Origin of the sequence: Streptomyces sp. NPDC059201, assembly GCF_042754585.1 — a bacterium.
In the GTDB taxonomy this organism is placed as follows: Bacteria; Actinomycetota; Actinomycetes; order Streptomycetales; family Streptomycetaceae; genus Streptomyces.
In genome coordinates, this window is the sequence record NZ_JBHZBB010000002.1 from 376442 (window position 1) to 388123 (window position 11682).

Annotated in this window: 11 protein-coding genes; 7 read left to right on the plus strand and 4 right to left on the minus strand. The window is 75.2% G+C overall.

Features of this window, described 5'->3' with window-relative positions; all coding sequences use genetic code 11:
• The 5 genes from ACFXMG_RS07505 to ACFXMG_RS07525 all read left to right on the plus strand — a co-directional run bounded on the left by ACFXMG_RS07505 (nt 1) and on the right by ACFXMG_RS07525 (nt 6097).
• The gene (locus tag ACFXMG_RS07505) at nt 1–1155 is read left to right on the plus strand and encodes a lipid II:glycine glycyltransferase FemX (RefSeq protein ID WP_383828079.1); all 1155 of its coding nucleotides are present in this window, start codon (nt 1–3) and stop codon (nt 1153–1155) included.
• On the plus strand, nt 1152–2774 hold the full coding sequence (gene murJ / locus ACFXMG_RS07510) for a murein biosynthesis integral membrane protein MurJ (RefSeq protein WP_383828051.1): 1623 nt from the start codon (nt 1152–1154) through the stop codon (nt 2772–2774). Before ACFXMG_RS07505 ends, murJ begins: the two co-directional genes overlap by 4 nt.
• Nucleotides 2775–2835: 61 nt before the next feature.
• Complete coding sequence (locus tag ACFXMG_RS07515; RefSeq protein ID WP_383828049.1) at nt 2836–3519, plus strand: response regulator; 684 nt, start codon at nt 2836–2838, stop codon at nt 3517–3519.
• A 551-nt stretch (nt 3520–4070) separates the two neighbouring features.
• On the plus strand, nt 4071–5471 hold the full coding sequence (locus ACFXMG_RS07520) for an ATP-binding protein (protein WP_383828047.1): 1401 nt from the start codon (nt 4071–4073) through the stop codon (nt 5469–5471).
• Nucleotides 5468–6097, plus strand: a complete 630-nt coding sequence (locus ACFXMG_RS07525) for a hypothetical protein (RefSeq protein WP_383828046.1) — start codon at nt 5468–5470, stop codon at nt 6095–6097. The genes ACFXMG_RS07520 and ACFXMG_RS07525 overlap by 4 nt, the downstream gene beginning before the upstream one ends.
• A gap of 4 nt (nt 6098–6101) precedes the next feature.
• On the opposite strand, the gene ACFXMG_RS07530 is transcribed toward ACFXMG_RS07525, so the two are convergent.
• Nucleotides 6102–6932 (minus strand): serine hydrolase domain-containing protein, encoded by an 831-nt coding sequence (locus tag ACFXMG_RS07530; protein ID WP_383828044.1) that lies wholly within the window; start codon nt 6930–6932, stop codon nt 6102–6104.
• A gap of 51 nt (nt 6933–6983) precedes the next feature.
• On the opposite strand from ACFXMG_RS07530, the gene ACFXMG_RS07535 reads away from it, so the two are divergent.
• Together ACFXMG_RS07535 and ACFXMG_RS07540 are read left to right on the plus strand one after the other, a co-directional pair.
• On the plus strand, nt 6984–7406 hold the full coding sequence (locus ACFXMG_RS07535; RefSeq protein WP_383828043.1) for a MerR family transcriptional regulator: 423 nt from the start codon (nt 6984–6986) through the stop codon (nt 7404–7406).
• Nucleotides 7403–8443, plus strand: a complete 1041-nt coding sequence (locus ACFXMG_RS07540) for an aldo/keto reductase (RefSeq protein ID WP_383828041.1) — start codon at nt 7403–7405, stop codon at nt 8441–8443. The genes ACFXMG_RS07535 and ACFXMG_RS07540 overlap by 4 nt, the downstream gene beginning before the upstream one ends.
• A gap of 35 nt (nt 8444–8478) precedes the next feature.
• On the opposite strand, the gene ACFXMG_RS07545 is transcribed toward ACFXMG_RS07540, so the two are convergent.
• From ACFXMG_RS07545 to ACFXMG_RS07555, 3 genes are all read right to left on the minus strand, one after another.
• Entirely contained in the window at nt 8479–9675 is a 1197-nt protein-coding gene (locus ACFXMG_RS07545) for an acyltransferase (protein WP_383828039.1), read from the minus strand.
• Nucleotides 9672–10655, minus strand: coding sequence for an alpha/beta hydrolase (locus tag ACFXMG_RS07550; protein ID WP_383828037.1), 984 nt, complete (start codon nt 10653–10655; stop codon nt 9672–9674). Before ACFXMG_RS07550 ends, ACFXMG_RS07545 begins: the two co-directional genes overlap by 4 nt.
• Nucleotides 10656–10794: 139 nt before the next feature.
• A complete protein-coding gene (locus ACFXMG_RS07555) occupies nt 10795–11472 on the minus strand; it encodes a response regulator (RefSeq protein ID WP_383828035.1) in 678 nt (225 codons plus the stop codon).
• Nucleotides 11473–11682: the final 210 nt, after the last annotated feature.

An 11682-nucleotide genomic window follows, 5' to 3' on the forward strand; every position in this document is an offset into this window, starting at 1 on the left:
GTGCCGGTGCCCGCGGGACCGCTCCGGCTCGGCCCCGTGACCCCGGAGGCGTACCGCGCCTTCCTCGCCTCCCGCGCCACGGGAGCGGACGGCCCCGGCTTCCTCCAACTCCCCTCCTGGGCGCAGGTGAAGGAAGGCTGGACCCACCAACTCCTCGGTTGGGGGCCGGAGTCGGGCGAGCTCACCGGTGTCGCCCTCGTCCTGCTGCGCGCCTTCCCCGGCACCCGCAAGCACTTCGCCTACCTCCCCGAGGGACCCGTCGCCGACTGGGCCGACCCCGACCTCGACCGCTGGCTCACCCCGCTCCTCGCCCATCTGCGGGCCTCCGGCGCCTTCGCCGTACGCATCGGACCCGGGCCCGACCACCGCCGCTGGACCGCCGCCACCGTCAAGGCCGCCACCGGACCCGGCCGCCGGCTCGGCGACGTCCTCGCCGACGAGGTCGACCCCCTCGGCACCGCCGTCGCCGAACGGCTCCGCGCCCGCGGCTGGAAGCGCTGCGGCGGCGACTCCGAGGACGGCGCCGACGCCCAGCCCCGCCACGTCTTCCAGGTCCCGCTCACCGGCCGCACCCCCGACGACCTGTGGTCCGGCCTCAACCAGGAGTGGCGGCGCAACGTCCGCAAGGCCCGCAAGTCCGGCGTCGAGATCACCGTCGGCTCCGCCGCCGACCTCCCCGAGTTCCACCGCCTGCTCCGCGTCACCGAGGAGCGTGACGGATTCCGCCTCGGCCGCTCCCTCGCCTACTACGAACGCCAGTACGCGGTCCTCAACGCCGAGCACGCCGGTCGGATGAAGCTCTACCTCGCCCGCCACGAGGGCGAGATCCTCGCAGCCCACACCATGATCACCGTCGGCCGGCGGGTCTGGTACCAGACCGGCGCCTCCGCCGACCACCGCCGCGAGGTCCGCCCCTCCAACGCCCTCCAGTGGCGCATGCTGCTCGACGCCCACGCCCTCGGCGCCGACGTCTACGACCTGCGCGGGGTACCCTCCACCCTCGATCCGGACGACCGCGCCCACGGGCTCCTGCGCTGGAAGCTCGGCACGGGCGGACAGGTCGTCGAGACGCTCGGGGAGTGGGAGACACCGATGCACGGCACGACCAACCAGGCGCTGTACCGCGCCTTCCACGCCTACCTGAACCGCCGATGAGCAACGGCACGACCCTCGCCCCGCCCGCGCCGACCCGGCGGAAGCCCGCCTCGGCGCTCCGCAGCGGCGCCCTCATGGCCGCCGGCTCGCTGGTCTCCCGCGCCACCGGCTTCGTCCGCGCCTCCGTCGTCGCCGCCGCGCTCGGCGCGGGCGTGGTCGCCGACGGCTACGCGGTCGGCAACTCCGTCCCCACCATCGTCTACACGCTGCTCCTCGGCGGCGCCCTCAACGCCGTCTTCGTGCCCGAACTGGTCAAGGCGGCCAAGGAGCACGCGGACGGCGGCGCCGCCTACACCGACCGCCTCCTCACCCTCTGCGCGCTCGCCCTCGTCGCCCTCACCGCGGGCGCCGTGCTCGCCGCGCCCCTCGTCGTCGACACGTACACCGACTACGCCGGCGGCCAGCGCGACCTCACGATCGCCTTCACGCGCGCGTGCCTCCCGCAGATCCTCTTCCTCGGCCTCTTCACCCTCCTCGGCCAGGTCCTCAACGCCCGCGGCCGCTTCGGCGCCATGATGTGGACCCCGGTCCTCAACAACGTCGTGGTCGTCGCCGTGTTCGGCCTCTTCCTCGTCGTCAGCGACGGCGGCGAACTGACCCCGGAGGAGACCGCGCTCCTCGGCTGGGGCACCACTGCCGGCATCGCCGCCCAGGCCCTCGCCCTGCTGCCCTCGCTGCGCGCCGCCCGCTTCCGCTTCCGGCCCCGCCTCGACTGGCGCGGCAGCGGCCTCACCGCCCCGCTCCGCGCCGCCGGCTGGCTGGTCCTCCTCGTCGCCACCAACCAGGCCGCCTACTGGGTCACCACCTGGGTCGCCACCTCCGCCGGACAGCGCGTCCCCGGCGGCGGCGCCGGCCTCGCCGCGTACAACAACGCCTACCTCCTGTGGGCCGTCCCGCACGGCATCGTCACCGTCTCCCTCGTCACCGCCCTCATGCCCCGGATGAGCGCCGCGGCCGCCGACGGCGACCTCGCGGGCATCCGCCGCGACGTCTCGTACGCCCAGCGCACCAGCGCCGCCGGCGTCGTCCCCGCCGCCTGCGCCCTCTTCGCCCTCGCCACCCCGCTGATGAGCGCGGTCTTCGGCCACGGCGCCACCGACGCCGACGGCGTGCGCGGCATGGCCTGGACGCTGATGGCCTTCGCCCCCGGCCTGATCGCGTTCTCCGGCCAGTACGTGTGCACCCGCGCCTTCTACGCGCTCCGCGACACCCGCACCCCCTTCCTGCTCAACCTGGTCATCGCGGGCCTCAACGCGGGCCTCTCGCTGGCCGCGTACCACTGGCTGCCCACCCGCTGGGCCGTCACCGGCATGGCCGCGGGCTACTCCCTCGCCCTCTGGGCCGGCTGGGCGCTCACCGCGTACGTCCTCCGGCGGCGCCTCCCGGCGGCGAAGGACGGCGGCGACGGCCTCGGCCGGCTGCTGCTCGCCGCGGTCCCCGCCACCGGATACGGGCTCTTCGTCACCGAGGCCACCGCCCCGGCCGGCGCCGTCGTCTCCGGTCTCGCCGGCGCGGCCACCGTCCTCGGCGCCTTCGCCGTCCTCGCCCGCCCGCTGGGCCTCACCGAGGTCTCCGCCCTCCTGGCCAAGGCCACCGGGCGTCTCACCCGCCGCACCTGACCGCATCCACCAGGAGGTTCCCGGAGCCGGGGGCCTCCACCGACCCTGGGATACTCCACCCATGCCCCGCGTGCTCCTCATCGAAGACGACCCCTCGGTCCGCGAAGGCGTCGAGCTCGGGCTCAGGCGCCGCGGGCACGAGGTGCGGACCGCCGCCACCGGGGAGGCCGGTCTCGCCGCCCTCGGCGAGTTCCGCCCCGACCTGCTGCTCCTCGACCTCATGCTGCCCGGCATGAACGGCGTCCAGGTCTGCCGCCGGGTCCGCGAGACCAGCCAGCTCCCGATCATCATGCTCACCGCGCGCGGCGACGACTTCGACGTCGTCATCGGCCTGGAGGCGGGCGCCGACGACTACATCGTCAAACCCGCCCGCACCGAGGTCATCGAGGCCCGCATCCGCGCCGTCCTGCGCCGCATCGAGGACATCGGCGGCGGCCGCCCCGCGATCGAGCACCACGGCGACCTCGCCGTCGACCGCGCCGGCCTCACCGTCGCCAAGACCGGCGAACGGCTCGCCCTCGCCCCCTCCGAACTCAAGCTGCTGCTCCACCTGACGGCAGCCCCCGAGCAGGTCTTCAGCCGCCAGCAGCTCCTGGAGCACGTCTGGGAGCACAACTACCACGGCGACGCCCGCCTCGTGGACGCCTGCGTCCGCAGACTCCGCGCCAAGATAGAAGACACCCCCGGCGACCCCCGCTACATCCAGACTCTGCGCGGCTTCGGCTACCGCTTCGGCCCCCTGTGAAGACGTGCGTACACCCACGGGAGGAACCGTGGGAGGGACCGGGGGACGGGAACAGGCACGGGGCTGGGGTTGGGTCCGGGTCCGGGCCTGGGTCTTCCGGTGGGTCCGAGTCTGGGGCCGGTGGCGGGTACCGGGCCGGGTCCGGGGTCGGTACGGGCTTCGCTACGGGTACCGGGGCCGGGGCCGAGTCCCGTACGGGTGACGGCTCCGGGTCCGATACGGGCTCCGGCTCCGGGTCTCCGTCCGGCCCCGGGACCGAGGCCGAGGCCGCCGACCCGGGTCGGACCGGCCGCCGTACGCGCGCCCGGTTCCGGGGCCGGGCGTCCGGGTCCCGCACGGGTACCGGGGTGGGGACCGACTCCCGTACGGGTACCGGGGCGGGGTCCGAGCCCCGTACGGCTGACGGGGCCGGGTCCGATACGGACTCCGGGTCCGCCTCCGGGTCCGCGGCCCGGTCCGGGTCCGGGGCCGCAGACCCCGGCCGGGACGGGCGGCGGGCTCGGGCGGGGTTGCGGGGGCGGCGGCCGCGGCCGTTCGGGCTGCGTACGCGTATGGTCTTCGCGTTCCTCCTCGTCGCGGCCGTCAGCTGCGGCACCACCGCCGCCCTCACCTACCGGGCGGCCCGCAGCGCGATCCTGGAGCAGACGCAGGACACCGCCGTCTCCGCCTTCCGGCAGCAGGTGGACGACCTCAGCATCGACCTGCCGCCGGACGAGGACATGCTCCGCGACCTGCTGCGGGGCATCGCCCGGCAGGGCAAGCCGCGCCCCTGGCGGGTCTACGCCGAGTACGGCTCCCTCCGGGTCTCCTCCACCGACCGCCCCGTCTCCACCGTCCTCACCCCGGAGCTGCGGGCCCGCGCCCACGCCCGGGAAGCGCCGCGCACCAGCTTCCAGCGGGTGGTCAAGGCCGGCACCCCGTATCTGACGATCGCCGTCCCCGCCCTCTTCCGTACCGACACCGACCCGGCCACGGCCCAGCCCACCGGCCTCGTCCTCTACGCCGTCATGGAGCTCCGCGAGGACGAGGCCAACATCGAGGCCCTGGTCACCGCCGCCCGCGACGGCGCCCTGCCCGCCCTGGCCATCGCCCTGATACCCGCGCTGCTCGCCGCCCGAGGCGTCCTGCGCCCGGTCCGCGAGCTCCGCCACGCCGCCCGCAGCATGGGCCGCGGCCGGCTCGACACCCGGATCCACGCCAAGGGCAGCGACGAACTCTCCGACCTGGCGCGCACCTTCAACGAGTCCGCCGCCGAGCTGGAACGTTCCGTCACCGAGCTGCGCCGCGCCGAGGCCCGCGCCCGCCGCTTCGCCTCCGACGTCTCGCACGAACTGCGCACCCCGCTCGCCGGGATGCTCGCCGTCACCGAGGTGCTCGACGAGGACGCCGGCACCCTGGACAGCGACACGGCCCGCGCCGTCCGGCTGATCAGCGCCGAGACCGTCAAGCTCGCCGTGCTCGTCGAGGACCTGATGGAGATCTCCCGCTTCGACGCCCGCGCCGCCGAACTGCACACCGACGAGGTCGACGTCGCCGACTGCGTCCGCAAGACCCTGAGCAGCCGGCGCTGGACCGACCCCGAGCAGATCCACGCGGCGCTCGGGGAGGGCATCCGGGCCCGGCTCGACCCCCGCCGCTTCGACGTCGTCGTCGCCAACCTCGTCGGCAACGCCCTGCGCCACGGACGCCCGCTGGTCACCGTCCGGGTGTACGTGGACGACGACGGCACCCTCGTCACCCAGGTCTCCGACCGGGGCCCCGGCATCCACCCGGACGTCCTGCCGCACGTCTTCGAACGCTTCTACAAGGCCGACCCGGCCCGCGCCCGCTCGGCCGGCAGCGGCCTCGGCCTGGCGATCACCCAGGAGAACGTCCGCCTGCACGGCGGCACCGTGGAGGCCGCCAACCACCCGGCGGGCGGTGCCGTGTTCACGGTCAGGATCCCGCTGTGAGGCGCCGGACCCGGGCCGCCGCCGCAGCCCTGCTCGCCGCGCTCGCGCTCGCCGGCTGCGGCGTCCAGGGCAGCGACGTCGTGGAGGCGGGCGAGGCGCCGCACCTCATCGTGCGGCCCAACCCCGAGAGCCGGATGCTGCTCTACTTCCTCGGCCCCGAAGGGAGGCTGATGCCGGTCTCCCGCGACGTCGGCATCACCTTCGTCCCCGACCCCGAGCGGACCCGGCCGGGGGACGCGACGGAGCTCGGCCGGAAGAGGACCGAGGGGCCGTTCGAGGAGGGCGGGAGCGGTTTCGGGGTCGACGCGGGCCACCCGTACGCCCCCGGCCTCGCCGCCGTGAAGGCGCTCGCCGCCCTGCTCGCGGGCCCCGGCGGCGCCGAGAGCGAGGCGGGCCTCACCACCGACCTGCCCGAGAGCCGCGAACTGATCCGGGTCGAGTCGGACGGGGCGGACGGGGTCCGCCTCCAGACCCCGTTCCTGACCCAGGAGCTGTCGGAGGCCGCGGTCGCCCAGCTGGTGTGCACGGCCGCGCACGCCGTGGACCGGTCCGGCACGTCCACCGTCACCGTCGCGGGCCCCGACGGCACCCTCCCGGCCACCGACTGCCGCCCCGGGGAATCCTGACGCGTCAGCGGCGGAGGTCGGCGAGGACCGCGTCCGTGAACGGGGTCCACGCCTCGATCGCCCACGTCCCGAAGGCCCGGTCCGTGAGCGCCACGCAGGCGGCCCGCGCGTCCGGGTCGATCCACAGGAAGGTGCCGGACTGGCCGAAGTGGCCGAAGGTCCGCGGCGAGGACGTGGTGCCGGTCCAGTGCGGGGCCTTGGAACCCCGGATCTCGAAGCCGAGCCCCCAGTCGTTGGGCCGCTGGTGCCCGTATCCGGGCAGGATGCCGGTGAGCCCGGGGTACGTGACCGTCATCGCGTCCAGCACCGTGCGCGCGTCCAGCAGCCGCGGCGCCTGCACCTCGGCGGCGAACCGCACCAGGTCCTCCACGGTCGACACCGCGTCCTTGGCGGGGGAGCCGTCGAGCGTCGTGCCCGTCATCCCGAGCGGCTCCAGGACCGCCTGGTGGAGGTAGTCGGCGAAGGGGATGTCGGTGGCCTTGGCCACCAGGTCGCCCAGGACCTCGAAGCCGGTGTTGGAGTAGATCCGGCGGGTGCCCGGCGCGGCCTGGACCCGGTTCTCGTCGAAGGCGAGCCCCGAGGTGTGGGCGAGCAGGTGCCGCACGGTCGCGCCCTCGGGCCCGGCCGGCTCGTCGAGGTCGATCGCCCCCTCCTCGTACGCGACGAGCACCGCGTACGCCGCCAGCGGCTTGGTCACCGAGGCGAGCGGGAACCGGTGCCCGGTCGGCCCGTGGGTCCCGGCCACCGTGCCGTCCGCGCGGACCACGGCCGCCGCCGCGGTGGGGACGGGCCAGTTCTCGATCGCCGCCAGGCTCGGCACGCTGCTGCTCTCCATGGGGCCGAGCCTACTTGCTTGGAGTGCACTCCAACCTTTTAGCGTGGAGGCATGAGCGTGATCGAGAGCACGAGCACGACCCGGCCGCCGGTCATCGGCAAGGACCGCTACACGATCAGCGAGGTCGCCGCCCTGACCGGCCTCTCCGCGCACACCCTGCGCTGGTACGAGCGGATCGGTCTGATGCCGCACGTCGACCGTTCGCACACCGGCCAGCGCCGGTTCACCGAACGGGACCTCGGCTGGCTGGAGTTCGTCGGCAAACTGCGGCTCACCGGCATGCCGGTCGCGGACATGGTGCGGTACGCGGAGCTGATCCGCGAGGGCTCCCACACCCACGCGGAGCGGCGGGCCCTCCTGGAGGACACCCGCCGGGACGTGCTGTCCCGCATCGCCGAGCTCCAGGACACGCTCGCCGTGCTCGACCTCAAGATCGACCACTACGGCACCATCTGCGGAGGCACCACCTCATGAGCGACACCACCGGCCAGGCCGGCCCGATCGACACCGTACGCCTCGGCCCCGGCCAGGACGGCCCCGAGATCGGCGTCCAGGGCTTCGGCGCCATGGGCATCAGCGAGTTCTACGGCTCCACCGACGAGCCCGCGGCCCGCGACACCCTCGAAGCGGCCCTGGAGGCCGGCGTCACCCTGATCGACACCGCGGACAGCTACGGCGGCGGGACCAACGAGGAGTTCCTCGCCCCCTTCGCCGCCGCCCACCGCGACGAGATCGTCCTCGCCACCAAGTTCGGCATCGAACGCGACCCCGAGCGGCCGACGTACCGGGGCATCCGCAACGACCGCGCCTACATCCGCCAGGCCGTCGAGGGCAGCCTGCGCCGCCTCGGCGTCGACACGATCGACCTCTACTACCTGCACCGGCGCGACCCCGCCGTGCCCTTCGCCGAGTCCGTCGGCGCGATGGCCGAGCTGGTCGCCGAGGGCAAGGTGCGCCACCTGGGCGTCAGCGAGGTCACCGGACCGGAGCTGCGCGAGGCGTTCGCCGTCCACCCGATCGCCGCCCTCCAGTCCGAGTGGTCGCTCTTCTCCCGGGACGTCGAGCGCTCCGCCGTGGCCGCCGCCGCCGAGCTGGGCGTCACCTTCGTGCCGTACTCGCCGCTCGGCCGCGGCTTCCTCACCGGCGCCTTCGCCGACGCCGGCAAGGAGCTCCAGGACGGCGACTTCCGCCGCCGCCAGCCCCGCTTCACCGGCGAGAACGCCGAGCGGAACGCGGCCCTGCTCGACCCGGTCCGGAAGATCGCCGCCACCCACGGGGCGACGCCCGCGCAGATCGCCCTCGCCTGGGTGCAGCAGCGCGCCGCCGTCCACGGCCTCACCGTCGTCCCCATCCCCGGCACCCGCAAGCGCTCCCGCCTGGAGGAGAACGCCGCCGCCACCCGCATCACCCTCACCGAGGCCGAACTCGCGGACCTGGAACCGATCGCGGGCCTGGTGGCGGGCGACCGCTACCCGGACATGAGCTTCACCTCGGCCGCCCGCGAGGGCTGACCACCGCGCCCGGGGCGCCCCTGCGCGGGGCGGGCTCACGCGAGGCCCAGGGCGAAGACCGCGAACCCCGCCGCGAGCAGGCCCGCGAGCGCGCGGCGGGCCGGTCCGGTACGCGCCCACGGCGACTCGAAGCCGCGCGCGTACCGGCCGATCAGCGCGATCAGCCCGGCGAAGACCGGCATCCAGGCCAGCCGGGCCAGGATCCAGCCGACCGAGTCCGGCGCCCCGACCAGTCCGGGCACCTCGCCCAGGTACGAGGCGGGGACCGCCGCCGCGAGCATCGCCGTCTGGTGCCAGCAGAGGATCGTCATCGCCGACAGGTTGATCACCACGACCGGAGCCCACAGCGCGGGCCTGCGCAGCAGCCGGCCGAGCCGGTCCCGCAGCAGGATCGCGGCCCCGCTCTGGGCGGCGGCGAGCGCCAGGACCAGCAGCGACGGCGGATGCGAGTTGGTCCGGGCCTCGCCGGGCACCCCGACCATCGACGCCGGGTAGCCGAAGGCCAGCAGCAGCGCCGCGAAGAGCGCCGCCCCGCCGAGCAGCAGCGCCCAGGCGTGCCGGCGCCGCACCCGGCCCTCGCCCCAGGAGACGCCGAGCTGGTACGCGAAGAGCCAGCCCGGCAGGATGTTCAGCAGGCTCAGCCAGGACGGCACGGCGTCCGCGTACGGGCCGTACCGCAGGAAGTCCACGACGGCGACCGAGCCGAGCAGCGGCGCCGCCGCCCACACCCCGAACCGGCGCGCGGCCCGCACGCACAGCGGGGTCAGCGCCGTCACCACCGTGTACACCCCGACGAACCACAGCGGCTGGATCACCAGCGTCGACGCCGTCCGCAGGGTGTCCACCGGCACCCCGAGCCCGTGGTGGAGCAGCGGCAGCAGCGCCGCCCACACGGCGGTCACCCCGAGCACCGGCCGGCCGAGCCGGGCCAGCCGCCCGCCGAGCCAGGCGCGGGTGGAGCCGGTCCAGCGGCGGAAGGACAGGACGGAGGCGTAGCCACCGACCAGGAAGAAGATCCCCAGCATCTGGAGGATCCAGCTCGCCGGGGCGAGCGCGCCGAAGGTCGCGAGCGGCGAGGCGTTGTGGAGCGCGCCGTCGGCGGAGAGCGTGAACCCGCCGAGCAGCCAGTGCCCGGTGGGCACGGCGAGCAGCGCCAGGGCCCGCAGCCCGTCCACGGCCCGGTCCCGGTGGGCGGGGGTGCCGGCCTCGATCTTCCGGACGAGGGTCTTCATCGGACGTCCCCCTCGGCGATCGACGCGAAGGCGCGCAGCGAGGAGGTGCCGGGCGCGAAGTAGCCGTCGTGGCCGTCCGCGTCCCCCGCCTCCACCGGGCGGGCGCCGAACTCCGGTGCCGTGGGGTCCGTGCCGTGCCCGAGCCCGGCGACGGCCACGTTCGGCACCCGGTCGATCCAGTCCGTCGGGTCCTTCGCCGCCCACACCCGGGCCGTCGTCCGCAGCGCGTCCACGTTCTCCGCCCGCATGCCGGGGGAGCCGAAGACCACCAGGTCCTTCGCCTTCAGCCCGTGCGCGGCGAGACCGCAGACCACGGAGCCGTAGCTGTGGCAGAAGAGGGACGGCTCGGGGCGCACCCCGGCGGCCCGCAGCCCCTCCGTGAAGCGGACCAGCCGCTCGGCGCCCGCCTCCGCCAACTCCCCGGAAGCGGCGTCGAGTCCGACGCCGACCGGGGTGGTGTAGCCGGCCCAGGCGACGACGGCCGTGCGCCCGCCGGTCGCCTCCCGCAGGGCGGCGGCCTTCCGGGTGAGGGAGTCCATGCGCCCGGCGTCGACGTCCGAGCCCGGCACCAGCACCGCCACCCGCTCGGCCTCCGCCAGGTCCCCGTACACCAGGACCACCTGGCCCCGGCCCCGCGCGTCGTGCGCCAGGACCCGCGCCCCGGGATACCGGCCCTTCGCGGCAAGGGAGTTGGCCTCGTACCGCAGCTCCAGCGGCGCCCCGTCCAGGTTCCCCACCACCGTCGGGTGCGCCCGCACCAGCGCCCGCCGCTCCGCCGTGCCGAGCCCCGCGAAGAAGCGCGCGACCCCGGCCGGGTCCATCCGCTCCGGGTCCGGCAGCCCCGCCGCCCGCCACTCGGCGGTCCCCGCCGGCGGCCCGGTGACCGGCTCCTGCGCGGTGCCGGACGCCCAGCCCGCCGTCCCCGCCACGACCGCCGTCACCATGACGGCGGTCACCAGGGTCCTCGTGATGCGGCGCATGCCCGCCCTCCCTCTCTCGTTGTCGGCGAGAGGAAGGTAGGAAGACGGTGGGTGACGGCACGTCACCCCGGGGAGCCAACTCCCGTGCCATACCCGGGTAGGGGGTGGACGAGGAGCCGCCCCCCGGCCCGGGGTGGGGCTAGCCCCCGGGGGTCACCAGGCCCGACTCGTAGGCGAAGACCACCGCCTGCGCGCGATCCCGCAGGTCGAGCTTGGCGAGCACCCGCCCGATGTGGGTCTTCACGGTCTGCTCGGCGAGCACGAGCCGCTCCGCGATCTCCTGATTGGACAGCCCCCTCGCGATCAGCTCCAGCACCTCGGTCTCACGTGGCGTCAGACCGTTGAGCCGGAGCGCCGTCACGTCCTTGCGCGCGGCCGGCCGGGTCGCGGCGAAGTCGGCGATGAGCCGGCGGGTCACGGACGGCGCCAGCAGCGCGTCGCCCGCCGCCACGACCCGCACGGCCGCGATCAGATCGGCCGGCGGCGCGTCCTTGAGCAGGAACCCGGACGCCCCCGCCCGCAGCGCCTCGTACACGTAGTCGTCGACGTCGAACGTGGTCAGCATCAGCACCTTGGGCCGGTGCGTCACCCCGGCCGGCGGACGCAGGATCTCCCGGGCCGCCGCCAGCCCGTCCAGCTCCGGCATCCGCACGTCCATCAGCACCACGTCGGGGTGGACGGCCCGCGCCACCTCGACCCCCTGCCGCCCGTCCGGCGCCTCACCGACCACGTCGATGTCGCTCTGCGCGGCCAGCAGCGCGGCGAACCCCGCCCGCACCATGGCCTGGTCGTCCACGATGATCACCCGAATGGCCACCCGGCACCCTCACACTCACTCGATGTCCCCCTACCCGCCCGACCCTAGGCCCTGCCGGGCCCCGCCCGAAAAGTCCCGCCTGTCACGCGCCGCCCGGCACGCACGATCACGGCGTTGTCGCCGGCTGTCGCTGCTCCGCCGTTGCCGCCCTCCTCCCTCTCGCGCTCGCACCGGACGCTGCTTGCCCTGCCCTCCGTCCGGACGGCGCCG